This is a genomic window from Caballeronia sp. AZ1_KS37, from assembly GCF_023631165.1.
Classification (GTDB): Bacteria; Pseudomonadota; Gammaproteobacteria; order Burkholderiales; family Burkholderiaceae; genus Caballeronia; species Caballeronia zhejiangensis.
This window is the reverse complement of record NZ_JALQDP010000010.1, coordinates 1-22,311: the sequence shown is the minus strand read 5'-3', so window position 1 is coordinate 22,311 and position 22,311 is coordinate 1. Positions and strand designations below refer to the sequence as shown.

24 protein-coding genes and 1 pseudogene are annotated in these 22,311 nt (G+C 64.0%); 15 read left to right on the top strand and 10 right to left on the bottom strand.

All coding sequences use genetic code 11. The features are described from left to right. Positions 1 to 12 precede the first annotated feature (12 nt). Positions 13 to 378 carry a DUF3022 domain-containing protein gene (locus NCS00_RS07725; protein WP_008349491.1) on the top strand — a complete coding sequence of 122 codons (366 nt, stop codon included), beginning with the start codon at positions 13 to 15 and terminating at the stop codon, positions 376 to 378. Positions 379 to 384: 6 nt separating this feature from the next. Here the strand turns inward: NCS00_RS07725 and NCS00_RS07720 are convergent, their stop codons facing one another. Both NCS00_RS07720 and NCS00_RS07715 read right to left on the bottom strand, forming a co-directional pair. Further along, entirely contained in the window at positions 385 to 813 is a 429-nt protein-coding gene (locus NCS00_RS07720) for a PGDYG domain-containing protein (RefSeq protein WP_250439797.1), read from the bottom strand. A 118-nt stretch (positions 814 to 931) separates the two neighbouring features. After that, positions 932 to 1,450 carry a Spy/CpxP family protein refolding chaperone gene (locus NCS00_RS07715; protein WP_034473444.1) on the bottom strand — a complete coding sequence of 173 codons (519 nt, stop codon included), beginning with the start codon at positions 1,448 to 1,450 and terminating at the stop codon, positions 932 to 934. A 161-nt stretch (positions 1,451 to 1,611) separates the two neighbouring features. Here NCS00_RS07715 and NCS00_RS07710 point away from each other — a divergent pair, with 161 nt between their 5' ends. The 3 genes from NCS00_RS07710 (at position 1,612) to NCS00_RS07700 (ending at position 4,329) form a co-directional block, all read left to right on the top strand. Further along, entirely contained in the window at positions 1,612 to 2,502 is an 891-nt protein-coding gene (locus NCS00_RS07710) for a LysR family transcriptional regulator (RefSeq protein WP_034473445.1), read from the top strand. A 112-nt stretch (positions 2,503 to 2,614) separates the two neighbouring features. Beyond that, positions 2,615 to 3,070, top strand: a complete 456-nt coding sequence (locus NCS00_RS07705) for an Lrp/AsnC family transcriptional regulator (protein ID WP_008349499.1) — start codon at positions 2,615 to 2,617, stop codon at positions 3,068 to 3,070. Positions 3,071 to 3,219: 149 nt separating this feature from the next. Then, entirely contained in the window at positions 3,220 to 4,329 is a 1,110-nt protein-coding gene (locus NCS00_RS07700; RefSeq protein WP_175983248.1) for a saccharopine dehydrogenase family protein, read from the top strand. On the opposite strand, the gene NCS00_RS07695 is transcribed toward NCS00_RS07700, so the two are convergent. Both NCS00_RS07695 and NCS00_RS07690 read right to left on the bottom strand, forming a co-directional pair. Beyond that, a complete protein-coding gene (locus tag NCS00_RS07695; RefSeq protein ID WP_250434780.1) occupies positions 4,326 to 4,904 on the bottom strand; it encodes a P-loop nucleotide/nucleoside kinase family protein in 579 nt (192 codons plus the stop codon). The two genes, NCS00_RS07700 and NCS00_RS07695, sit on opposite strands and share 4 nt — an antisense overlap. Positions 4,905 to 4,935: 31 nt before the next feature. Next, positions 4,936 to 6,249 (bottom strand): cation:proton antiporter, encoded by a 1,314-nt coding sequence (locus tag NCS00_RS07690; protein ID WP_008349504.1) that lies wholly within the window; start codon positions 6,247 to 6,249, stop codon positions 4,936 to 4,938. A gap of 238 nt (positions 6,250 to 6,487) precedes the next feature. Here NCS00_RS07690 and NCS00_RS07685 point away from each other — a divergent pair, with 238 nt between their 5' ends. Next, complete coding sequence (locus NCS00_RS07685; RefSeq protein WP_250439796.1) at positions 6,488 to 7,873, top strand: FAD-containing oxidoreductase; 1,386 nt, start codon at positions 6,488 to 6,490, stop codon at positions 7,871 to 7,873. Between the two features lie 136 nt (positions 7,874 to 8,009). Here the strand turns inward: NCS00_RS07685 and NCS00_RS07680 are convergent, their stop codons facing one another. The 3 genes from NCS00_RS07680 to NCS00_RS07670 all read right to left on the bottom strand — a co-directional run bounded on the left by NCS00_RS07680 (position 8,010) and on the right by NCS00_RS07670 (position 11,171). Then, positions 8,010 to 9,251, bottom strand: a complete 1,242-nt coding sequence (locus NCS00_RS07680; RefSeq protein ID WP_034473453.1) for an MFS transporter — start codon at positions 9,249 to 9,251, stop codon at positions 8,010 to 8,012. Between the two features lie 31 nt (positions 9,252 to 9,282). Beyond that, positions 9,283 to 10,461 carry a hypothetical protein gene (locus NCS00_RS07675; protein ID WP_250439795.1) on the bottom strand — a complete coding sequence of 393 codons (1,179 nt, stop codon included), beginning with the start codon at positions 10,459 to 10,461 and terminating at the stop codon, positions 9,283 to 9,285. A gap of 143 nt (positions 10,462 to 10,604) precedes the next feature. Next, complete coding sequence (locus tag NCS00_RS07670; protein ID WP_008349512.1) at positions 10,605 to 11,171, bottom strand: ankyrin repeat domain-containing protein; 567 nt, start codon at positions 11,169 to 11,171, stop codon at positions 10,605 to 10,607. Between the two features lie 348 nt (positions 11,172 to 11,519). Here NCS00_RS07670 and NCS00_RS07665 point away from each other — a divergent pair, with 348 nt between their 5' ends. Beyond that, positions 11,520 to 12,167: a DUF938 domain-containing protein gene (locus tag NCS00_RS07665; RefSeq protein ID WP_250439794.1), complete on the top strand. Its 648-nt coding sequence runs from the start codon at positions 11,520 to 11,522 to the stop codon at positions 12,165 to 12,167. A gap of 12 nt (positions 12,168 to 12,179) precedes the next feature. On the opposite strand, the gene NCS00_RS07660 is transcribed toward NCS00_RS07665, so the two are convergent. After that, a complete protein-coding gene (locus NCS00_RS07660; RefSeq protein ID WP_250439793.1) occupies positions 12,180 to 13,097 on the bottom strand; it encodes a DMT family transporter in 918 nt (305 codons plus the stop codon). A 97-nt stretch (positions 13,098 to 13,194) separates the two neighbouring features. Here NCS00_RS07660 and NCS00_RS07655 point away from each other — a divergent pair, with 97 nt between their 5' ends. From NCS00_RS07655 to NCS00_RS07640, 4 genes are all read left to right on the top strand, one after another. Beyond that, a complete protein-coding gene (locus tag NCS00_RS07655) occupies positions 13,195 to 14,115 on the top strand; it encodes a LysR family transcriptional regulator (protein ID WP_250439792.1) in 921 nt (306 codons plus the stop codon). A 118-nt stretch (positions 14,116 to 14,233) separates the two neighbouring features. Then, positions 14,234 to 15,391, top strand: coding sequence for a Rieske 2Fe-2S domain-containing protein (locus tag NCS00_RS07650; protein ID WP_175983243.1), 1,158 nt, complete (start codon positions 14,234 to 14,236; stop codon positions 15,389 to 15,391). A 101-nt stretch (positions 15,392 to 15,492) separates the two neighbouring features. Continuing rightward, positions 15,493 to 15,765 (top strand): hypothetical protein, encoded by a 273-nt coding sequence (locus NCS00_RS07645; protein ID WP_008349524.1) that lies wholly within the window; start codon positions 15,493 to 15,495, stop codon positions 15,763 to 15,765. Between the two features lie 558 nt (positions 15,766 to 16,323). Next, entirely contained in the window at positions 16,324 to 17,571 is a 1,248-nt protein-coding gene (locus tag NCS00_RS07640) for a porin (RefSeq protein WP_244807382.1), read from the top strand. 107 nt (positions 17,572 to 17,678) lie between these two features. On the opposite strand, the gene NCS00_RS07635 is transcribed toward NCS00_RS07640, so the two are convergent. Continuing rightward, entirely contained in the window at positions 17,679 to 18,437 is a 759-nt protein-coding gene (locus NCS00_RS07635; protein WP_250439791.1) for an SDR family NAD(P)-dependent oxidoreductase, read from the bottom strand. Between the two features lie 160 nt (positions 18,438 to 18,597). Between NCS00_RS07635 and NCS00_RS07630 the strand changes: the two genes are divergently transcribed. The 3 genes from NCS00_RS07630 to NCS00_RS07620 all read left to right on the top strand — a co-directional run bounded on the left by NCS00_RS07630 (position 18,598) and on the right by NCS00_RS07620 (position 20,661). Further along, positions 18,598 to 18,984, top strand: a complete 387-nt coding sequence (locus NCS00_RS07630) for a hypothetical protein (protein ID WP_008349529.1) — start codon at positions 18,598 to 18,600, stop codon at positions 18,982 to 18,984. Positions 18,985 to 19,162: 178 nt separating this feature from the next. Then, on the top strand, positions 19,163 to 19,372 hold the full coding sequence (locus NCS00_RS07625) for a hypothetical protein (RefSeq protein WP_250439790.1): 210 nt from the start codon (positions 19,163 to 19,165) through the stop codon (positions 19,370 to 19,372). Between the two features lie 173 nt (positions 19,373 to 19,545). Next, on the top strand, positions 19,546 to 20,661 hold the full coding sequence (locus tag NCS00_RS07620; RefSeq protein ID WP_250439788.1) for a hypothetical protein: 1,116 nt from the start codon (positions 19,546 to 19,548) through the stop codon (positions 20,659 to 20,661). 160 nt (positions 20,662 to 20,821) lie between these two features. Here the strand turns inward: NCS00_RS07620 and NCS00_RS07615 are convergent, their stop codons facing one another. After that, positions 20,822 to 21,148, bottom strand: a complete 327-nt coding sequence (locus NCS00_RS07615; RefSeq protein WP_008349535.1) for a DUF4148 domain-containing protein — start codon at positions 21,146 to 21,148, stop codon at positions 20,822 to 20,824. 110 nt (positions 21,149 to 21,258) lie between these two features. Here NCS00_RS07615 and NCS00_RS07610 point away from each other — a divergent pair, with 110 nt between their 5' ends. Together NCS00_RS07610 and NCS00_RS07605 are read left to right on the top strand one after the other, a co-directional pair. Continuing rightward, positions 21,259 to 21,852, top strand: a complete 594-nt coding sequence (locus tag NCS00_RS07610; RefSeq protein WP_250439786.1) for a DUF4148 domain-containing protein — start codon at positions 21,259 to 21,261, stop codon at positions 21,850 to 21,852. Positions 21,853 to 22,165: 313 nt separating this feature from the next. Continuing rightward, positions 22,166 to 22,311: pseudogene (locus NCS00_RS07605) on the top strand (1,2-phenylacetyl-CoA epoxidase subunit PaaA); the annotation flags it as partial.

The following is a 22,311-nucleotide window of genomic DNA, read 5'->3' as shown; positions in this document are numbered from 1 at the left end:
TATCGACATCGAATGGACGACTATCAATACGACTGCCCGAGCGCGGATATCGACATGCTCGCGCATGTGATCTGCGATCTCTTTCCCGAGCAGACGCAGTTCGCCGAACGCAAGGACGATGAAGGCCGCACATCGCTCGTGATTCATTACGTGGCGATGCGCTTCGGTTCGAGTGCGCGGCGCATCACGATCGACGTGCGTTTCGATCCGGCCGCGCTCGCGCGTTATCGCGCATTGCCGCCACGCATGCACGCGCGCAGTTACGCGGTGCTGCGTGCCTATGTGGAAGCGACGCTCGGATCGCTCGAAGAGATGTACGCGGACGGCCAGACCGTGCCGCGCGAAGTGGACATCGAGATGGGCGAGGACTTCGCGTGAGCGCGCTCAGGCTTCGCGATAGACCTTCGCGAAGCGCGCTGCCTTCACGACGCCGAAATCGCCCGGCGCGTATTGCATGACCCAGTCGCCGGCAGCGCCGGTGAGGATGTCGCCTGCCGCGGATCGCGCGATCGAGAAGGGTTCGTGCATCTGCTTCGCGAGCACGACGTTCGGACGGTTGCGATAGATGCCCGCCTCGCCGTGCGCGATGCCGCCTTCCGGCACGTACTTCGGATCGAAGCGTTCGCGCGACACGACCCAGCGCTCGCCGCTGGAAGCGGTGACGATCGCATCGCCGCTTGCATAGCGGTTCGGCCCTTCGAGGCTCATGAGTTCGCCCGCGGCAGCCGCGAATTCGACGGTGACGGCTTCGTCCTTCACGACGCGGCGTGCGGCGGGATCGGTGGCGAGATCGAGTTGCGAAAGATGGAGCATGGTGCGATCGGCGAAGATGGTGAGGGAGCGGATCGTAACGGCATTCGCGTCATTTTGCACTCGGCGGACGCAAAAAAGCCCGCATCATGCGATGCGGGCTTTCCGACCCGGCGCTCGTTCAGGGCTTCGTCGTCGATGCCGCATCCGCGCCCGCCGCGCGCGAACGATGGTGCGCGCCGCCGCGGCGCGCCTTGCCGTGCTCCGAGCGGAAGCTCGTATCGGCGAGTTTCTTCTGCTCGGGCGAAAGGCTCGCGTAAAGCGGCTCGAAAGCTTCGACGAGCCGCTTCGTGCCGTCCGCGTTGGCTTGCGTGATCTGCTCGTATTGCTTCATGTCGTCGAGCGCGGACATCGTGTCGCGCTGCGCGATGCGCTGGCGGTACAGATCGGCCATGGTGCGGCCGTTGTCGCGCATTACATCGGCGAACTTCGACCACTGCGCTTCCTGCTGCGGCGTGATCTTGAGGCTCGAATGCAGTTCCGCGATACGCTCCTCGACGCGCGCCTCGCGCTTGCTGGCGGCCGGTGCGGACGCAGCGTCCTGCGCGGCGGGCGCCGATGCGGCCGTGGGCGCCGAACTTTGCGCGAAAACCGGGCTCAGTGCGCAGAAAGCGGCCAATGCAACGAGTGTTCTTTTCATTCAAAAGTACCTTCGATCGATATAGGAAGCGGCGTGCTTCGTAAGCTGCATGCAAAGCAGCGAAGATCACGCCATCGGCGGATATTAGTATCACGATTGCATGCGGATTCGCCCGCATTGCCACAACTGCTTACATTCGAAACGTCTCTGGAAAAAACGCAGTGGATACCTTGTTGAGCATGCGGGTCTTTGTCGCGATCGTCGAGGCGGGCAGTCTGAGCGCCGCGGCCGAGCGCTTTTCGATCTCGGCGCCGATGGCGGGCAAGCACTTGCAGGCGCTGGAGGCGCGGCTCGATGCGCGTCTCATTGTCCGCACGACGCGCCGTCAGAGCCTGACCGAGATCGGCCGTGAATATTACGAACGCTGCCGCCGCATTCTCGCGGAAGTCGATTCTGCCGACACCCTCGCCGAATCGATGAGCGCGACGCCGCGCGGCGTATTGCGCGTCACCGTGCCGCTGACTTACGGCGTGCAGTTCGTCACGCCCGCCGTGACCGAGTTTCTCGCGGCGTTCGCGCAGATCAGCGTCGAGCTCGATCTGACCAACCGCATGGTCGATATCGTCGAGGAAGGATTCGACGCCGCCGTGCGTATCGGCACGCTCGCCGATTCGAGCTTCGTCGCGCGGCCGCTCAAGCCGTATGCGATGACGGTATGCGCGTCGCCTTCCTATCTTGCGCGCGCGGGCACGCCCGCGACCCCCGCCGATCTCGCGAGCCACGAGTGCCTCGGCTTCTTGCATCTCGGCCGCGAGGCGAGCTGGCGGCTCGAAGGCGAGGACGAGGCGATGCATGCGCGCCGCACGCAGTCCGCGCGCTTTCGCACGAATAACGGGCAGGCGCTCAGGAAGGCCGCGCTCGCCGGCTTCGGCCTCGTGCTTCAACCGCATGCGCTCGTAGAAGACGAACTGAAGAGCGGCGCGCTCGTCGCGGTGCTCCAGGACTTTCTGCCGAAGCCTTCGCCCGTTCATCTCGTCTATCCGCGCGATACGCGCGCGACGCCCAAGCTCGCGAGTTTCGTCGATTTCATGGTGACGAAGCTCGGTGTCTGACCGGCGTTCGTATCGCAGCGTCTCGGCGATAATGCAAAACACAAAATGCCGGATGCCAGATGGCATTCAAAACGCATAAACCAAAACACAAAACGCCAAGGACGACGCCCACATGAGACCGCCGCGCCTCGATCAGCTCGACGACATCGATCGCAATCTCGTCGCGCTTCTGCAGATGAACGCGCGCGAGAGCGTCGCGAATCTCGCGCGGCAACTGGGCGTTGCGCGCACGACGGTGATCGCCCGCATGGCGCGGCTCGAAAAGAACAACGTGATCGCGGGCTACGGCGTGCGGCTCGGCCAGGATGTGCTCGACGCGAGCATTCAGGCGTACGTCGGCATCAAGCTCACGCCGAAATACGGCCGCGATCTGCAGAAGCGCTTCGCACGCATGCCGGAGATTCAGTTGCTCTGTGCGGTGAGCGGCGAATTCGATTACGTTGCATGGCTGCGCGCCGATTCGCCGGACCGCCTGAACGACCTGCTGGACGAGATCGGCGTGCTGGAAGGCGTCGAACGGACGACGACGTCGATCATCCTCGCGCGCAAGATCGATCGCGCCGGTTGAAACTCGACGATACAAATGGGATCGATCGATCGTCGAAACGACGAAAACCGTCGTCGAAGCGCATCGTTTTGCGTCTAGGATCAATATTCGCGCGCTCCTAAACTGTGTGAACAGGTGTATCGCCTAACTCGCACATACAGGAGACGAATATGAAAGTGGCCCTCGTCGGCGCCGGACTGATCGGTCAAAGCATTGCGCATTTGCTGCGTGAAACGGGGGATTTCGACGTCGTCGCCTTCGATCGCGACGAACACGCGCTCGCGCTCATCGATGCGCAAGGCATCCCGACGCGCCGCGTCGATTCCGCCGATACGCCCGCGCTTCGTCAGGCGCTGATCGGTTTCGACGCGCTGATCAATGCGCTGCCGTATTACCTCGCGATCAACGTCGCATCGGCGGCGAAAGCGGCGGGCGTGCATTACTTCGACCTCACCGAAGACGTGCGCGCGACGCACGCGATCCGCGCGATCGCCGACGACTCCGAGCTCGCGTTCATGCCGCAATGCGGTCTTGCGCCGGGCTTCATCGGCATCGTCGCGCACGATCTGGCGAAGCGTCTCGACGACGTGCGCGAAGTAAAGATGCGCGTCGGCGCGCTGCCCGAGTTTCCGACCAATGCGCTGAAGTACAACCTTACATGGAGCATCGACGGGCTCATCAACGAGTATTGCCAGCCGTGCGAGGCGATCCGCGAAGGCCGCACGCAATGGGTGCAGCCGCTCGAAGGTGTCGAGCATTTTTCGCTCGATGGCATCGAGTACGAGGCGTTCAATACATCGGGCGGGCTCGGCACGCTCTGCGAAACGCTTGCCGGCAAGGTCGAGACGCTCGACTACAAATCGGTGCGCTATCCGGGGCATCGCGATCTGATGAAGTTCCTGCTCGACGATCTGCGTATGTCCACCGATCGCGACGGTCTCAAGACGATGCTCAAGCGCGCGGTGCCTTCGACGGCACAGGACGTCGTATTGATCTTCGTCACGGTGACGGGCATGCGGCGCGGGCAACTCGTGCAGGACGTGTTCACGCGCAAGATCTTCGCGAAGGATGTGTGCGGCGTGCCGATGAGCGCGATCCAGATCACGACCGCCGGCGCGATCTGCGCGGAACTCGATCTCTTCCGCGAAGGCGTGCTGCCGCAGAGCGGCTTCGTGCGTCAGGAGCAGGTGCCGCTCGACGCGTTCCTCAACAACCGCTTCGGCAAGCTGTACGAAGGCGCCAACGCGGTCGCGACGGCACGCCAGCTCGCGGCGGCTTAAGCGACGAGGCGCGCGACCAGTTCGCCGCCGGCTTCACCGGATGGCGTCGTGTTGTCGAACATCACGAGCGTCCGCGCGAGCGCTTCATCGGGGACGAAGAGGCGCTTGCGATATTCCTCCCAATGCGCGAGCTTGTACGCATCGTTCGGATCGCCGCGCGCGACGATCCGTTCGCGCGCCACATCTTCATCGACATGCACCCAGACGACGCTTATGGCGACATCGTCATCGATGCCGAGCCACGCGCGATCGAAAAGGCGTCCATTGCGCACCTCGCGCGTCAGCGGCGCGACGATCACGACGCTCACGCCGAGCGCGAGATTTTCGGCGGCGGTATCGATGAGACAGCGATACTCCGCATCGCGAAAATGTTCTATGAAAAGCGGGCTGTCGCGATCGTGCGGATCGCCGGTGAGCGCGCCGATCGCCGCGGCGCTGTATGCACCGTAGAGCGTGTCCTTGTCGAGCAGGCAGAAGGGCTCGCCAGTCGCATGCATGAGCGGCGCGAAGAGTTGCTTCGCGAGCGTCGTCTTGCCGGTGCCGGCATGACCGCAGAAGAAAATCAGATGCTTCACGCCGGGTCGGTCCTGGATGATAGTTGCATCGCTAAATATCGGTTCGCGCGCGCTGATATCGCTTCATGAGCGGCGTCGCGGTGATGCCGTGCACGATGACAGACGCAGCGATCGTCGCGATGACGAGCGGCACGAGCGGCGCGGCCACGTCATGTGGCGCTTGCTCGAGTGCAAAGAGCAAATAATAGAACGAGCCGACGCCGCGTATGCCGAACCAGCTCATGAGACGTCTTTGCGCGCCCGTCGCCTGCGAGCCGATGAGCGACGCCTCGACCGCCGCCGGCCGCAGCACAAGAAAGAGCGCGACGATGAGCGCGCAGGTCCGCCACGAGAGCAGTTCGCGCCACATCGTCGCGAGCACGGCGCCGACCATCAGCATGATCGCCACTTCGGCGATGCGCTCCAGTTCGATCGTGAAGCCGTGCACGCGCTCGGCCATGAAGGCGTGCGCGCGTTCGGGATCGGCTGCGGCGGCGCCGACGTCGTCCGCATCGATCTTGCCGACCGCCTGGCGCGGGGACTTGTCGCCGCTTTCTTTTTGCTCGACGCGGCGCATGGAGAGACCGGCTGCGAAGACCGCGAGAAACGCGTACGTGTGCAGCAATTCGGCGACGCCGTACGACAGCGCGATGAGGCCGAGCGCAAAGAAACCTTCCGGTCCGAGCGCCTGCCCGTGGCGCGTGCGCAGATACGCGACAAGCCGCACCGACAGCGCGCCGAGCAGCCAGCCGCTCACGAGCGCGCCCGCGATGCCCCATATCGCCTGCAATGCGAAGTTCCAGTGCAACGCTTCGCTTGGCGACGCCTCGAAGCGGCACACCGCGATGCCGAGCAGCGCGAAGGGCAGCGCGATGCCATCGTTGAGTCCGCCTTCGCCCGTCAGCGAAAAGCGCAGCAGGTCGACGTCGCCGGGCGTCTCGACCTGAACGTCATGCGCGAGCACGGGATCGGTCGGCGCGAGCATCGCGGCGAGCAGCAGCGACGGCCCCCAACTGAGACCGAGCACATAGACGCCGAACAGCGTGAGCGCGGCGACGGTGAGGATCATGGCGACGAAGCCCAGGCGTACCGGGAGAAGCCAGATGCGATCGGTGGGCGGCACGCGCAGCCGCAGGCCGATCGCGAATAGCGACACGAGCATCGCCACTTCGGTGATGCGCCGGAGGACCGTTGCATCGGTCGCGAGGTCGAGTGTCAGCAGATTGGCGAGCGCGGGACCCATCGCGAAGCCGATCGCCAGGTAGCACATCGCGGTGCTGACCGGCAGGTGCTTGAACGTCGAACTGGCGAGGCCCATGAAAATGAGCACGCCGCCGACGACGAGAAACCACATCGTCTCGATCATGAATGCCTTCGGACTTCATATGCTGATGGTTGAGCGGACCGCGCCGCGATGCGCGGGACGTTCTGTTCGGACGCAGCACGCGCCGTGCCCGTAGCCGAATCACGCGCTTGGGGCAGCGCGCCTGCCTGTTCGCCGACTTGCGCGTAAGATGCATTCGGTTCCCGCATGGGCATTCTTCATCCGCTTCATTCGCACGGTCTTTTGCGTTACGAATGCAAAAAACCAGGGGAGAACGAGCATGTCACAGCACTTCGACGCAGTCGTGATCGGTACGGGGCAGGGCGGTTCGCCGCTTGCCGTGCGGCTCGCGGAAAGCGGCAAGCGCACGGCCATCATCGAGCGGCATCTTTTTGGCGGCACCTGCGTGAACGTCGGTTGCACGCCGACCAAGACTTATTTCGCGAGCGCGCGGGCCGCGCATGTCGCGCGCACGGCGGCGCAGTACGGCGTGATGATCGGCGGCGACATCCGCATCGACATGGCGCGTGTGAAGGCGCGCAAGGACGAGGTGATCGGCGGCTCGCGCACGGGCATCGAGAAATGGCTGCGCGGTACGCACAATCTCACGGTCTTCAAGGGACACGGGCGCTTTACAGGGCCGCGAGCGCTGTCCATCGAGGCGGCCGACGGTTCCACGCAGGAGATCGACGCCGATCTCATCATCATCAACACGGGAACGCGCGCGGTGGTGCCGAAGGTCGATGGGCTCGAACGCGTCCCGTATCTGACCAACTCGACGATTCTCGAACTGACCGAAGTGCCGGAGCATCTGGTGATTGTCGGGGCGAGTTATATCGCGCTCGAATTCGGGCAGATGTTCCGGCGCTTCGGCAGCCGCGTGACCTTGCTCGTGCGCGGCGAACGGATCCTCACACGCGAGGACGAGGACGTCGCCCGCGCGATGCAGGACGTGTTCGTGCGTGAGGGCATCGACTTTCGCTTCGGCGCGGAAATGTCGCGCGTGGAGCCGATGGCAGGTGGCGTGCGTATCGTCAGTGGCGATGATGAGGTCATCGATGCATCGCATCTGCTGTTCGCGACGGGCCGCACGCCGAACACCGACGATCTCGGTCTGGAACATGCGGGTATTGCGGTGAACCGGCACGGCATGATCGATGTCGACGGCCAGTTGCGCACCAAAGTCGATGGCGTGTATGCGCTCGGCGATGTGAACGGGCGCGGCGCGTTCACGCATACGTCGTGGAACGATTACGAGATCATCGCTTCGAATCTGCTCGACGGCGAATCGCGCAGCGTCGATACGCGCATCATGGCTTATGCGGTTTTCGTCGATCCGCCGTTCGCGCGTGTGGGGATGAGCGAGGAAGACGTGCGCAGGGACGGACGCGAGGCGCTTATCGCGACGATGCCGATGTCGCGGGTGGGGCGCGCTCGGGAGCGCGGTGAGACCGATGGCTTCATGAAGGCGCTCGTGGATGCGCGGACGAAGCGGTTCTTAGGGGCGGCGATTTATGGCATCGAAGGGGATGAGGCCATTCATGCCTTCATCGACATCATGAATGCGGATGCGCCCTATACGACGTTGCAGCGGGCGATGCATATTCATCCGACGGTGAGTGAGTTGATTCCTACTTTGCTTGAGGGGTTGACGCCTTTTGAGTGAGTTTTTCTTTGTTTTCGCCGGATCCCGTGTTCTTAGTGGTCTAGTGGCGTTGCCCCTGTGCGGGGCAACGCTAATAAACCGACACGAACGCAGGATTTCACCGAAGCATGAGCAAGAGACAATAGAAACGAAGCCCTCAAACCTTCACCGACGGCTCAGCCTCATCCTCCTTCACCGCATTCGCGATACGCGTCTCCGGCATAGCAAGCCACACCATCAACACCGCAAGCGCCCCGGCCCCGGCGAGCCCAAAAAAGCTCATCGCAGTGCCGAAGCGATCCGCGGCAAAACCGGCCGCCGCCGTCGAAAGCGTCGCCCCGACGCCCGCAGCCAGCCCAAAAAACCCGATCGTCAGGTTGTAATGCCCGCGCCCGCCTGCGACATCCGCCGCAATCAGCGGAAGCATCACACCGAACACGGCTGCGCTGATGCCATCGAGCATCTGCACCGGCACGAGCAGATACGGGCTGCTCACGCCCGCGAACAGAATCGCGCGTATAGGCAACGCGCAGAACCCGAGAATCAGCACCGGCCGGCGTCCCCACTTCTGCGCCTGCCGTCCGACCCACGGCGACAACGCCGCGACGATGAACTGCGGCACGATGATGCACGCCGCAATCACGAGTTGAACGTTGTCGCCCATGTGCGCCGTGACTTCGCCGGCGGCGAGATTCAGCATCGCCGCGTTCGACAGGTGAAAGAGCACCACGCACGCCGCGAAAATCAAAAGACGCCTGTCCTTCAGCAACTCGCGCAACGATTCGCGTTCCTCGCCTTCAGGCGTGAGCTTGGGTTTGCCCGGCGGTGCGCGCGGCACGACGGGCGGCGCATCGTAGTGAATCATGCGCAGCGCGACGATCGCCGGCAACGCGAGCGCGGCCGTCAGGAAGAACACCGAGCGCAGCGACAGATACTCGCCGAACGCGCCCATCAACGCCGCTGTCAGCGCACTGCCGATCGACGCCCAGCGCGCATTGCGGCCGAGCCGGTCGCCGAGATCGGCGCGTGAGACGAGGGCGAGCGAGATCGCCGCCATCGCCGGGACGAGCATGCAGCTCGCGAAACCGTGCAGCACTTCGGCCGCAAAAACCGGCACGAACGTCGGGCTCGCAGCGAGCAACAGCGCACTCACGATGATCGCGATGATCGCCGAGAGAGCAGCGAACTTCTTGTTGCGCATCGCATCGACGAGCGCGCCTGCCGGCAACTGGCTCGCCATCGCGCTGATCGTGCCGACGGAAAGCATCAGGCCGATCTCGCCCTGCGTCCACTTGTTGGCCGCAAGATACGAAGCAATGAAAGGGCCGAAGCCGGTCTGCACGTTGGCGACGAAGAAGTTCAGCCAGTCGAGCGCGCGCAGACTGCGTGCAATTACCATGTTGTGATTCTGTTATCGATGTCGTTATCCGCTATCTCGTCAGGCGCGCGCCGGAAGCGGGCGCTTGCGCCGGCGCCGCGCCTGAAGCCGTCGCGCTCGCCGCGCCAGTCGATGCCGATGCCGATGCCGCGCTCGCAGCCGTCGCCGGCGCGGGCACCACAGGCGACACGATCTTGATCGGCTGCTCGGGCGAGTAGGTGGGCGCGGCCTTCAGTTGCGCGTCGTTGAAATCCATCTGCAGCAGCCACTGCTTGTTGCGCGAAAACACATGCAGGTCGCCCCAGTTGGCCGCGACATGCCGCTTGTCGCCCGCGAGCGAACTCGATAGATCGAGCACCAGCGCCTGAGGCTGCGCCTGAGCGTCGACGAGCACGTCAACCACACGTCCGATGCGCGCGCCGCTTCTTTGCGTCACCGTCGAATCGACGAGCTGCATGAAGTTCGCGGGCGCCTCCGCAACGGGCTGCGGCTTCGGCACCGGTTCGGCCGGCTTGCCCTTCGCGGGCGGTGGTGGCGGCACGAAGGTAATCGGCGCGGTCTTCGAATTCGGCGTGAAGCGGAAGGCCGTCCACGGGAAGTTGACCTTGCGGTCGCCGACGCCGAGGAAGCCCGCGAGATTGACCATCAGAAGCTTCGGCTTCGCGGATGCATCGACGTACATGTCCACCGCACGGCCGACGACCTTGCCGTCCGGACGCTGCACTTCGGCGTCGAGCAGGCCGTGCAGCTGATCGTGCTGCATGATGCGCGTCGAGATGATCTGCGGCGGAGGCGGCGGCTCGGGCGGTTCAGGCGGTGGCGTGACGGCCGGCTCCGGCGGCTTCGGCTTGACGATGCGGCGCTTCGGTTTCGGCGCCGGCGCGGGTTTCACGGCAGACGCGGGCTCCGGCGCCTGCACGGCGGGCAAAGGTTCTTCGGGCTCGGCAGAGCCGGCTTCTTCCGGCGCCGGAATATAAGAGTGTTCGACGATCGGCGCGGGCACCTGTTGCTGCATCAGCCCGCATGCGGAGAGCGCGAAGGCGGCGATGACCGGAAGGCTCGCGGTGACGCGCAGCGCGCGCAACGTTCTCGCGATGGCGACGATGAACGCGGCCACGCACAGCGACAGACGTGCGGCTGCATTGAAGACGCGGCCCGCCCGGCATGCGCGCCCAAGCGCGTGAAGGTCTGTCGGCGACGCATCACCCCGATGCGAGATACCGCCTGTCATCGCAAAAGCTCCATGGTTCCGAGTCACCTGCTTGTCTGGTTCGTTGTTGGATCGGTGCTTGTCAGATCGATTCGACGCGCGCGAGGCGTCGTTCGTTCGCGGATTGAATCATGCATGCAAAGTGCATTGTGCCAATCGACGCTTCACGCTTCGGATGGCCGCGCATGGCCGTTCGATGCGTTCGCGAGCCGTGCCGCGGTGTCGGGCGCGCCCATCTTCTCGGCGGCATCGCGTGCGCTGAAGCCGCCGGCATCGCGCGCATCCGGGTTCGCGCCGCGCGCGATCAGCAAGTCGACGATCTCGACGCGATTGAACATCGCCGCGATCATGAGCGCGGTGCGCCCGTCGGGCGATGCGCCTTCCACATCCGCGCCATGTTCGAGCAGCGTTTCGATCACCTCGCGAAAGCCCTTGAACGCGGCGCCCGCAATCGGCGTCTGGCCATTGTCGTTGCGCAGGTTGGCATCGGCGTTGTGCTGAAGCAGGACGCGCACGGCGTCGGCGTGACCGTGATAGCTCGCGAGCATCACGAGGCTGTCGCCCTTGTCGTTGCGCAGATTCGGCGGCAGGCCCTTGGTCAGGAGCGCGTCGAGCATCGCGGCGTCGCCGCGGCGAGCGACATCGAAGACCTCGCTCGCGAACGCGATCATGTCGTCATCGGGGCCATCGCTGGATTGCTTCGTCGGGGGCTCTTTCGGATCGTGCTGCATGGTTCACTCCAATTCGATCGCGCCGCGTGCGCGGGCCAGAGTTTGTCGGGATGCATCGGCGCGCTCGATGTCATGCTGCGCCGGCGGTTTGCACGCGTTCGGAATGCATTCAATCTGGCATTCAGAATGCACGGCGCATGCATGCAAAATGCGAAAGCGGACGCGGGATCAACCGGGAGCATACACAGGTTTGCTTGCAATCCGCGCTTTCCGCGCGCTTCGGGATAGCACGAATCGCGCCATGCCGGTCAGCATTGGCGGCTCGCCGTTATGTCGCTTGACGCGTCTTCGTGCGTCCCATTAGGCTCGTCGCGAATCGACCGTTAAGCGCCCGCACGCGCTCTCGCAATGAATCCGACACCATCCGCCTCCGGCGATCCGCCGCCTCCCGACATTGCCGTGCGCCGCCGCGCGCCCGCCGCCGAACGTAATCGCTATGCGATTCTATCGGTCCTCACGCGCGTCCTGCCGCAAAGCGGCGTCGTGCTGGAGATCGCAAGCGGCACCGGTCAGCACGCCGTGCACTGCGCGGCTGCACTGCCGGGCCTCGTCTGGCAGCCTAGCGATGCCGATGTCGAAGCACGCGAATCCATCGCCGCATGGCGCGCTCACTCGGGGCTCGCCAACCTGAATGCGCCGCTCGCGCTCGATGTGCGCAACGACGACTGGGGCATCGCGAACGTGGCGGCCATCGTGTGCATCAACATGATCCACATCGCGCCGTGGGAAGCGGCCGAGGCGCTCTTTCGCGGCGCGGGCGCGCGTCTCGATGCGGGGGGCGTACTGTACCTCTACGGGCCGTATCGGCGCAATGGAGCGCATACCGCCCCGAGCAACGAAGCCTTCGATCAGCAACTACGCGCACGCGATCCGCGCTGGGGCGTGCGTGACATGGAAGCAGTCGAGGCGCTTGGCGAGAAGGCCGGCCTCGCGTTCGTCGAGACGGTCGCGATGCCGGCCAATAACTTCAGCGTGGTATTCAAAAAACCCGCGTAACGACGTCCGTGTTCACGCTTCGCCCGGACGCGCTGCGAACATGCCGCGCCAGGACACCGTCGCCATCAGCGAGGCCGCGACGATCATCCCGCCGCCGATCCAGCCCGCCATCGACACACGTTCGCCTAGCCACGCGCTCGCGAAGAGCGCGCCGAACGCGGGCTCGCTGCCCATCAGGAGCGAGACGCGCGTCGGGCTGCTGCGGCCGATCGCGTAGTTCTGCGCGAAGAAGGCGAAAAGGGTGCACGCGCACACGAGATACAGCACCGATCCCCAGAACATGCCGTGACCGGCGAGAGCGGGCAGCGACTGCCATTGCGATGGCGCGAAAACCAACGCGATGACCGCGCTGCCCGATGCGACCACGCCCGCCTGCACCGCCGTCACCGTGAGCGCGGGCAGGGGAGCCGCGCGCAACACGCGCTTCGTCACGCAAACGGACAGCGCGCGCAGCACGGCGGCGGCGAGGATCAGTCCATCGCCGGCATTGAAGTCGAAGGACAGCGCGCCGTCGCTCGCGAGCAGCCACGCGCCCGCGAACGACACGCCGACCGCCAGCCACTCGGCCGCGCCGGGGCGTCGCCTGAGCAGCGCCCATTCGACGAGCGGCGTCAGCACGACGCACAAGCTGATCAGAAACGCGGCGTTCGCGGCGCGCGTATGGAGCACGCCGAACGTCTCAGCTAGAAAAATCGAAAGCAGCAGCAAGCCGAGAACGAGCACGCCGCGAAGGGCCGCCGCGCTCGCGTGCCGCAGATGCCGCAGGTTGACGGCGAGCAGACAGAACGTGATGCCGAAGCGCAGCGCGAGCAGCCCCAGCACCGGATAGAACGCGAGCGCGCTCTTGACGATGCCGTAGCTGCTGCCCCACACCATCGCGACGGCGAAGAGCAGGAGATCGGAAAGAGGATGCAGGCGTCGGACGGTCATGGAGCGGCTCCGTGAGAAAGTAGCCGTCATTGTCGAATGATGCGTTCAGCGCGATAATCGGCTTCAGTTGCACAGCTTTTTTGTCACGAATGCACAAATGAATCCCGCCGATCTTTTCGACCTGATGCCGGACATGGCCGTATTCGCGCGCGTCGTCGATGCGGGCAACTTCTCGGTCGCGGCGCGGCAACTGGGCAGCACGCCGTCGACGGTCAGCCGCCAGATCAAGCGTCTTGAAGAGGCGCTCGCCACGCGGCTGCTCGAGCGCTCGACGCGCAAGATCCGCGTTACCGAGTCGGGGCTTCAGGTGTATCGGCATTGCCGCGACATGGCCGCGGCGGCGTCCGGCGCGGTCGATGCGGCGGGGCAGGTGTCGGGCAAGCCGCAGGGCCGCGTCGCGCTGTCGGCGCCGACGGCTTACGCGAAGTCCGTGATTCATCCGCTCGTGCCGGCGTTTCTCGCGGCGTATCCGGATGTCGATCTTCAGCTCGTCTTCAGCGATCACGATATCGATCCGCTCGACAGCGACGTCGATCTCGTCATCCGCGCGACGAGCCATCCGCCGCAAGGGCTCGCCGCGCGCCCGCTCGGATGCGTGCGCTGGCTGCTGTGCGCGTCGGCGGGCTATCTGCGGGAGCGTGGCGCGCCGGCGCATCCGCGCGAGCTGGCGCTGCACGATTGCATCCATCTGGGCGAAACCGCCGACGACAACCGCTGGCGCTTCAGCAACAACGGCGAAACGGTGACAGTCGCGGTGCGCGGGCGCTATATCGCGAATCACGCGGGCGCGCGGCTGGACGCGGCCGAAGACGGGCTCGGCATCGCGGCGCTGCCGGATTTCGCCGCCCGCGATGCGCTCGCGTCGGGCAGCGTGCAGGCCGTGCTCGCGGACTGGGACATGCAGGCGCGGGCGTATCAGGGACCGGTGTGGCTGCTTTATCCGCCGAATCGCTTTCTGCCGCCGAAGGTGCGCGCGTTGATCGATCATCTGCACGCGCATCTCGGGCAGCAAGCGTGAGCGCGAGAATCCGGCGCGCGCCGAAATGAGCGACGCCGTGTAGACTGCGAATGGTCGTTCATTGCGCCGCGCGGCTCGCGGCGTTCAAACCGATCTCCCTTCACCGGAGGCGTCGTACATGCACGCAGCGTTGCCGCAAGGCGAGCAGGAAGCCGGATCAACCGATACACCCGCCAAGCCGCCGCGGGATCTGCGCCGCGTCGACATTCATCCCGATCACTGGTATCCGCTCGCGTGGTCGCGCGAGGTGAAAGCGGGGCGCGCGCACGGCGTGCGTTTCGCGGGCGATCCGATCGTGCTCGTACGCACCGCCTCGGGCAAGGTCTTCGCGCTGGAAGACCGCTGCGCGCATCGGCAGGTGCCGTTGTCGGCGGGTGTCGTCGACGGGGAATCGATCCGTTGCTGCTATCACGGCTGGACCTACGACTGCACCGGCCGCTGCACCGACATCCCTTATCTCGGACGCGAACGCCTGCCTAACGGCGTGCGCGCGTATCCGTGCCGCGAGGCGGGCGGGCTGGTTTTCGTGTTCACGGGCGACCCGGCGCTCGCCGATGCCACCAAGTTTCCCGATCTCGGCTCCGCCACCGATCGCGCATACAAGACGCGCCGCTTCGGCCGCGCGGTGAAGTGCCACTACTCGTTCATGCACGAAAATCTGATGGACATGAACCATCAGTTCCTGCATCGGCGGCAGATGGGCAGCATGCGCGCGCGCTCGCTCGGCAGACGGCGCGGCGAGGACTGGATCGAAGTCGATTACACGTTCGCGCGCGAAGCGGGCAAGCAGCCGATCGGCGAAGCGCTCGTCTTCGGGCAAAAGCGCGGCTCGAAGCCCGACGACGGCCAGAAGGACGTGATGACGATCCGCACCGAGTACCCGTATCAGACGCTCAAGATCCGCACCAAGGACGACACGATGGTGATGGACCTGTGGATCGCATACGTGCCGCTCGACGCCGAGCAGCGCACGAACCGCACGTTCGGCCTGTTGTCGATTCGCCGCCCGAAAATCCCGGGCCTGCTCGATGCCGCGTGGCCCTTGCTCGTGTGGTTCACCGAGCGCATCTTCAAGGAGGATCGCTGGATCGTCGAGCGCGAGCAGGAGGCGCACGACCGGCAGGGCGCGGACCACAATCACGAGGTGTTCCCGGTCATCGTCGAGCTGCGCGCGCTTTTGATGGAGCGCGGCGTGCCTCACGGGGCAGGCAGGGGCCCGCGGGACGCCCGGCGCGTGCACGTCATCCAGCCGGTGCAGGAACTGCCCGCATCCTGAGGCGTGCGGCGCTGTCCCTCGCTCGCACCCGATTGCACGCTTCGCGCCGCGGCGCTATACAGAGAGCAGAGAGCGGAAACCACACACGGAGGACCATCATCATGAACAGCGACCCGACCAAGCCGCGCGACGACGCATCGGGTATCGGCGAGGCGCATCCGGACGTCGAGCATTTCGATGCGGCCATCTCGCACGTCGACGAGTCCTACGCCGCGGGCAAGATGGCGGCGGGCGCGGCCAAGGGCATTCTGTACAGCATCATCGAGACGCTCGGCACGCTCGTCGGCGATCCCGATCTGCCCTCGCATGCGCGTTCGGGCTACGAAGGCCTGCTTGAAACGGCGCGCGAACTGCGCTCGAAGATCGAGCACTAGCCGACCCGGTCGGGCGACGCAAGCTTGCAGCGCGTTCGCCCGATGTCAATTTCGCGTCTGCGCATCGTCGGGTAACTGTCAGATCTATTCCGATGCAGCGCCGTCGACCGTCGCCTGCACGACGCACGCGAATTTTCCGCGAGCCTGTTCGGGCTATCGCGTTTCCCGTCCCCAAAGAATGGCAATTGGCTTGTATCTCCGAAAGCGGACAAGCCTTGTCCCGTCAAGCCGCGTCCTTTCTGACTGCGGTCGAATCCCTCGTTATCTCTAGCCGCCGCGCTGTCGATTCGGCCCCGCGCGGACCGTCATCGCGCCACATTGCTGTCAGCTTTCTGTCAGTTTCGTGACCGTTTGCCCAATATCTGCGAACCAGAAAATACTGGTTAACCAGACAGTGAAAAAAAACGACACAAAACCGCGTCTTTCTTTCGCATTCGGACTGTAAGCCATACACTTGCCAGCGATAAAAGTTACGAGTTGAAACATAAGAAGTCGCCACGGCGGCACCGGTTCCAAGACTCGCATGCAAGTAAATTGCCCACCGCTTGAGGAGAAAAAATGAAGGGTTTCACGATGACCAAGGCAGCAATCGTCGCAGCCACGGCGTTCGCCGCCGCGGCACCGGCGTTCGCGCAAAGCAGCGTCACGCTGTACGGTATCGTCGACGATTCGATCGTCTATCAAAGCAGCCAGACCAACCTGGCCAAGACGAATCCGGGCCGCTCGAACATCAAGACCGGATCGGGCATTTGGGCCGGTAGCCGCTTCGGTTTGAAGGGCGCCGAAGATCTGGGCGGCGGCAACAAGGCCATCTTCCAGTTGGAATCGGGCTTCGACATCAACAGCGGACAAGCGCAGTTCACCAACGCGCTGTTCGGCCGCCAGGCATGGGTCGGTCTGACGAACCCGGCATACGGTACGTTGACTGCGGGTCGCCAGTACACCTCGTACTACACGCTGCTCTCGCCGTACAGCCCGACGAACTGGCTGACCGGCTACTTCGGCGCGCACCCGGGCGATCTGGACGGTTTGGACACGATCTACCGCGCGAACAACTCGATCGTCTACACGTCGCCGAAGTTCTACGGCCTGACGGTGAGCGGCTCGTACTCCTTCGCTGGCGTGCCTGACAGCGTGTACCAAGGCTCGACCTGGACGGCTGCGCTGCAGTATCAGCAAGGCCCGATCGGCGGCACGGTGGCGTTCTCCCGCATCAACAACGCGGCGGAAGGCGGCGGCGTCTACAGCAGCAGCTCGACGACGATCAACAGCACGGCAGCGACCGATGGTTCGGGTCAGCCGGGCGTGTCGGCGGTGACGGCTGGCTACCAGCGCGCACAAGCGCAGCAGCGCTTCGCGGTTGCAGGCGGCTACCAGTTCAACAGCGCGTGGGACATCTCCGTCACGTACACGAACGTTCAGTACATTCCGGGCGTGAACTCGCGCTTCACCGACGAAGCCGTGTTCAACACGGCCGGCACGGTGCTGCACTGGAAGGCGACGTCGGCATGGGACTTCGCAGCGGGCTACAGCTACACGTGGGCCAGCAAGGCGAACGGCATCAACGACGCAGCGTCGTACCACCAGTTCAACCTCTCGCAGTACTACTCGCTGTCGAAGCGCACGGGCCTGTACGCACTGGAAGCATTCCAGCGCGCGAACGGCAACACGCTGGCTGTTCCGTCGAACACGTCGACGAACCGTCAGACGGCCGCCAACGCGACAATCGGCGATGGCTTCCAAAGCGCGCCGTCGGCATCGCGCAGCATGTTCGCAGCGGGCGTGGGTATCATCCACCGCTTCTAAGCGATGCTTCGCGGCGTGATGCATTAGGCATTACGCATGTGGCATGCAAAAAACCGGACGCCTCGGCGTCCGGTTTTTTTTGTCCGCGCGCGGCGCATTTCCTCGTGTCAGATGAACATCCCGCCCGATACCTCGACGCGCTGCGCCGTCATCCAGCGATTGCCGTCCGAGAGCATCGCCACGATCGCGCCGCCGATATCGTCCGGCACACCCGCGCGCCCGAGCGCCGTGTTGTCCGCGACGAACCGGTTGGTGTCGTGATCGTCGCGCACGACGCCGCCCCCGAAAGCCGTCTCGATCGCGCCCGGCGCGATGGTGTTCACCGTGATGCCGTGCGGCCCGAGTTCCTTCGCGAGATAGCGCGTGAGCACCTCGATCCCGCCTTTCATCACGGCATAGGCCGCGAATCCCGGCAACGCGAAACGCGTGAGTCCGCTCGACACATTGAGAATCGCGCCTTCCTCATGCAGATAGGGCAGGAGCGTCTGCGTCAGAAAGAACGGTCCCTTCAGCTGGATATTGACGAGTTCGTCGAACTGCGCGGGCGTCGTCTCCGCGAAGAGCGCATGAATGCCGATGCCCGCGTTGTTCACGAGAAAGTCGAAGTTCTCGCGCTCGAACGTATCTTCGAGCGTCTTGCACAGCGCGTCGCCGAAAGCGGCAAAGGTGCCGCAATGCGCGACGTCGAGCGGCAGCATGGCCGCCTTGCCGCCGGATTTCGCGACCTCATCGACGAGCGAGCGCGCCGCGTCCGCGTTGCGGTTGTAGGTGCCGATCACGCCGGCGCCTGCCTGCGCGAGCTTCAATGCGGCGTTGCGTCCGAGTCCGCGGCTCGCGCCGGTGATGACCGCGATTTTGCCGCTCATGGTTCCATTCACGGTGACAGCTCCTTCGATTGCGTGGCCGATGGTTCATCGTAGGACGGCGCGACGTGCGCAGAAAGGCGCGTCGATGCTGCAATGCACAGATGGCGGGCGCGGCCTTTGCTGCACCGTCTCGATCAATGTGCAAACCGGAGAACGCACCATGGCCGATCGTGAAAGCAGGGAAATCCCTTCCGAGCCGCCCGCAAGTCTCGAACGCCCGTTCAGGCTCTTTGCGGTGGAGCAGCGCGTGCTCGCGCAGAACGTCGACGGCAAGGTGATCGACATCGGCGGAATGGATTCGAAGAACGGCCAGTTCTGCGCCTGCATGGATTCGGGCGATATCGCCACGGAGCCGAAGCGCAGCGCCGAACTTGCGTTGAAGGCGCTCGTCGGCAAGCTGACGTTCGATTATCTCGACGGGCTGTTCACGAGCGAACGCGAAGCGGAGGTGAGCGGCCGTCTGCAGGATTATCCGAGTGTGGAGTTCGAGCTCGACGAGACCTTGCCGCGCGACATGACCGACCGCACGCCGCCGCATCTTTTCTAATGATCACATGCGCGCGAATGAAAGCGACTTATTGATACGGGTTGCTAAATAATTCCGAGACCATGCCGTCCAGCGTTTGTACGACAAAAGCGCCGCGCCGCGCAGCATTTCCCTCGATGTGCGATGCTAGTCGAGCGGCGACGCCCGGGGCTTGCCGCGCTCAATCGCGGGGTGAATCATGAAAAGAACGCCTTTCGCCACGGTCATCGTCCTTGCGGCGGCGACGCTCGCCGCACCAGCTTTCGCGCGCGACGACGGTCCGCGCTTCGCGCAGGACCGGCTCGATGCGCTCGTCGCGCAACACAAGGAAGCGAGCCGGCACATCGCTCAGCCATCCGCACCGGCTGAGCACGCGCAGTCGAACACGCAGCGGCACGGCGCTTCGTGATCTGACGTTGCTCGGGGCCTGACGAAGGCGTCGGGTCGCAACGTCGTTGATGAGACGGCGCGCAACGCGCCGGATGGGATCGTTCGTGTCCAAAGGTACGAAATTTGCGGACGCCGCCCGGGTGTTCCGCGGCTGCGTGCCGACGATCCTCCTCATCACCCTCATATAAAGCCATGACAAGGAAAGCCGTATCGATCGCAATTCTCTCCGTCGCCTTTCTCGCAGCGGGATGCGCTGGCATCGGCCCGGGTCGCCTGAAGGCCGATCAGGTCGATTACGCCCGGGCGCTCGGCGATGCGAAGAAGCGTGAAATTCTTGCCGCGATTGTCGGCTTGCGCTTCGCTGATGCGCCGTCGTTTCTCACGGTGAGCAGCATCATCGCCGCGTACACGTTCGATACGACGGGCGGCGTCGTGCTCAACGCCGGCTCCGGCGCGCAGCCGAACTACGCGCAGGCAACGGGCAGCGTCTCCTACTCGAATCATCCGACTTTCACGTTCACGCCGACCACGGGCGACGCCTACGCCAGCGCTTATATCCGGCCGCTTTCGCCGACACTCGTCTTGCCGCTCGCCGAAAGCGGCATTCCGATCGATCTGCTGTTGCGCATCACCGCGCAGTCGATCAGTGGCTTGCAAAACGGCACGGCGTTGGGCGGGCCGAACGCATCTGGATCGCCCGAGTTCTTCCTGCTTCTGCAGGCGCTTCGCAGGCTGCAACTAGCGGGCGAATTGAACATCGAGACGCGCAACGCGGATGACGACAAGAGCGGCAAGCCCGACAAGGCCGCGAAGGGCAACAGCGCCGACAAGGGCGGCGTATTCATCACGCTCGGCGCGACGCGCAGCGGTTCGAACAAGGCTGTCGTCGACGATCTCACGCTCGTCAGAAAACTGCTGCACCTCTCGCCAAAGATGAAGACTTACGAAATCGTCTATGGGCAGTCGTCGGACCACAACCGCATCCCGATGGTCACGCGCTCGGTGCTCGGCATCCTCACCGATCTCGGCGCGCAGATCGCCGTTCCTGACGAGCAGGTGGGCAGCGGCGCGACCAAGCCGGGCATCGGGTTGATCGGCGGAGAAACGCGGCCGACGATCATCGTGAGAGTCGGCGAGAAGGCGCCGCAGGATGCGTACGTGAGCGTGCTCTACGACAAGGCCAACTACTGGATCGATCGCAGCGACTTCGATTCGAAATACGCGTTCACGGTCGTGCAGAATCTGATGGCGCTTGCGGAAGTCACGGACACGGCGAAGTCGCCGGTCGTGACTATTCCGGCGAACTGACATTGAGCGTCTGAGCAGGCAAGGTCGGTAGCGATAATGCAAAGTGCAAAACGCCATCATGCATGATGTGTTTCGCACGCAAAACGCATAGGGCGACATCGATACGATGTCGCCCTATGCATTGCTGCTTATGCGATGCGTCTGTCGACGCTATCTGAACTTACTGGCCGAAGTATGTACCGAGCGCCCGCGGCTGAACGCCGGTGATGCGGCCTGATTGCGACGAACCATTGGCGACCGAACCGTAGGCGCTCGATTGGGGTGTCACTTGCGCAAGCTGCTCCGAGCTCACGCGGGCTTGCGCTGCCTGGATGTTCGACGGATAAGACGGGTCGCTGATGTTCGGGTTGTAGCCTGCCTTTTCGAGTTGGACCAGTTCGGCGCGTACCTGAGCGCGGCTCAGCGGCGCATCCGATTGCTGCGCGAACGACAGAGCGGGAACGGCGAGGGCAGCGGCGACGGCGACTGCGGAAATGAACGTCTTCATGATGACTACCTCCGATTCGGATTTCTGATCGTGCTGCCCGTTTCGTCTTAAGCAGCTTGTGAACGGAGTGTAAAGACGCGCTTGCCGAAGATCATTCTCGTTTCCGTTGAATGATCTTTGTCGATATCGGAATAATTGCGCGAGTCTTCATTGCATTGCGCGAAACTGACCGCGCGATGACGGTGACGGCTGGCTTGGTCGACGGTCTTTTCGCTCCACTGCATCTTCGGCGCTACCACGCGCCGCTCGATCCTTACCGATTCCGTAAAGATGCTTCTTCGTCACGACGAATGATTGCTTGCAGTTGTGCACTTACACTCTGCGTCGTCCATTCGGCATGGCTCGAACCGCGAGTCGGCCGATTTATCGAAAACGGGGAGAGCCGGATCATGAAATCGTGGGTCAACGCAGTCGTCGCAGTCCTGGTGATGTCCGCACCGCTCGCATCGTTCGCCCAGTTCAGCGCGGCAGTGGGCCGTGCAGAACTTAGTGGTGAACTCGTTCAACTTCAGAAGGCAGGTTATTCGCCGGTCGCGGAAGACGCGTCGTACCCGGCGAAACTGCAGGCGGCCGAAATGCGCGTCGGCGATATGCGTGCCGCGCGGGCGCGGGCAGAAGGATACGGATCTTCGACAGGTGCGGCGGCGCAATCGGGCCGTGCGACCATGCGGGTCGATACGCAAGGCGTGTTCTTCGGGCAGTGAGCGTCAGGAAGCGGCGGTAAGCCCCCGCGACGCGCGCGGTTCTGGTCGATTGCATATAAAACTCGAAATGCGCTTTTCGGCACGGTTTGCGTGAACGTGAAGCGACCTCCGCCACCGAATCACCGGTGGTTTTGCCCAGTCCGGCTTTCGGCTGGGCTTTTTTGCGTGCGGATGACTTCATGGGTCAGACTCGGTTCCGGGTTAACGCGACGCTATCTATATCGACATAGTTGCATGCAAAATTAATCAACCGGACGGTCGGTTAATGGATATACTCGCTCCATCGCATCTCAAAAAGACGGCGGAGCCCCGCATGTACACGCAATCCCTCGACCTCCCCAGCGCGACGTCCACAGCCGAAAGCCACGAAGCCGCAGCCTCTGCCGCCCAAACCCGCTTCGACGCGGTGATGCAGGCCGACGGCAAGATCGAGCCGCAGGACTGGATGCCCGAGGCGTA

Excerpts from the sequence above, each read along its gene's own strand:
- NCS00_RS07725 (WP_008349491.1), top strand. The coding sequence starts at position 13 with ATGGACGACTATCAATACGACTGCCCGAGCGCGGATATCGACATGCTC.
- NCS00_RS07720 (WP_250439797.1), bottom strand. The coding sequence starts at position 813 with ATGCTCCATCTTTCGCAACTCGATCTCGCCACCGATCCCGCCGCACGC.
- NCS00_RS07715 (WP_034473444.1), bottom strand. The coding sequence starts at position 1,450 with ATGAAAAGAACACTCGTTGCATTGGCCGCTTTCTGCGCACTGAGCCCG.
- NCS00_RS07705 (WP_008349499.1), top strand. The coding sequence starts at position 2,615 with ATGAGACCGCCGCGCCTCGATCAGCTCGACGACATCGATCGCAATCTC.
- NCS00_RS07700 (WP_175983248.1), top strand. The coding sequence starts at position 3,220 with ATGAAAGTGGCCCTCGTCGGCGCCGGACTGATCGGTCAAAGCATTGCG.
- NCS00_RS07690 (WP_008349504.1), bottom strand. The coding sequence starts at position 6,249 with ATGATCGAGACGATGTGGTTTCTCGTCGTCGGCGGCGTGCTCATTTTC.
- NCS00_RS07685 (WP_250439796.1), top strand. The coding sequence starts at position 6,488 with ATGTCACAGCACTTCGACGCAGTCGTGATCGGTACGGGGCAGGGCGGT.
- NCS00_RS07680 (WP_034473453.1), bottom strand. The coding sequence starts at position 9,251 with ATGGTAATTGCACGCAGTCTGCGCGCGCTCGACTGGCTGAACTTCTTC.
- NCS00_RS07675 (WP_250439795.1), bottom strand. The coding sequence starts at position 10,461 with ATGACAGGCGGTATCTCGCATCGGGGTGATGCGTCGCCGACAGACCTT.
- NCS00_RS07670 (WP_008349512.1), bottom strand. The coding sequence starts at position 11,171 with ATGCAGCACGATCCGAAAGAGCCCCCGACGAAGCAATCCAGCGATGGC.
- NCS00_RS07665 (WP_250439794.1), top strand. The coding sequence starts at position 11,520 with ATGAATCCGACACCATCCGCCTCCGGCGATCCGCCGCCTCCCGACATT.
- NCS00_RS07660 (WP_250439793.1), bottom strand. The coding sequence starts at position 13,097 with ATGACCGTCCGACGCCTGCATCCTCTTTCCGATCTCCTGCTCTTCGCC.
- NCS00_RS07655 (WP_250439792.1), top strand. The coding sequence starts at position 13,195 with ATGAATCCCGCCGATCTTTTCGACCTGATGCCGGACATGGCCGTATTC.
- NCS00_RS07650 (WP_175983243.1), top strand. The coding sequence starts at position 14,234 with ATGCACGCAGCGTTGCCGCAAGGCGAGCAGGAAGCCGGATCAACCGAT.
- NCS00_RS07645 (WP_008349524.1), top strand. The coding sequence starts at position 15,493 with ATGAACAGCGACCCGACCAAGCCGCGCGACGACGCATCGGGTATCGGC.
- NCS00_RS07640 (WP_244807382.1), top strand. The coding sequence starts at position 16,324 with ATGAAGGGTTTCACGATGACCAAGGCAGCAATCGTCGCAGCCACGGCG.
- NCS00_RS07635 (WP_250439791.1), bottom strand. The coding sequence starts at position 18,437 with ATGAGCGGCAAAATCGCGGTCATCACCGGCGCGAGCCGCGGACTCGGA.
- NCS00_RS07630 (WP_008349529.1), top strand. The coding sequence starts at position 18,598 with ATGGCCGATCGTGAAAGCAGGGAAATCCCTTCCGAGCCGCCCGCAAGT.
- NCS00_RS07625 (WP_250439790.1), top strand. The coding sequence starts at position 19,163 with ATGAAAAGAACGCCTTTCGCCACGGTCATCGTCCTTGCGGCGGCGACG.
- NCS00_RS07620 (WP_250439788.1), top strand. The coding sequence starts at position 19,546 with ATGACAAGGAAAGCCGTATCGATCGCAATTCTCTCCGTCGCCTTTCTC.
- NCS00_RS07615 (WP_008349535.1), bottom strand. The coding sequence starts at position 21,148 with ATGAAGACGTTCATTTCCGCAGTCGCCGTCGCCGCTGCCCTCGCCGTT.
- NCS00_RS07610 (WP_250439786.1), top strand. The coding sequence starts at position 21,259 with ATGATCTTTGTCGATATCGGAATAATTGCGCGAGTCTTCATTGCATTG.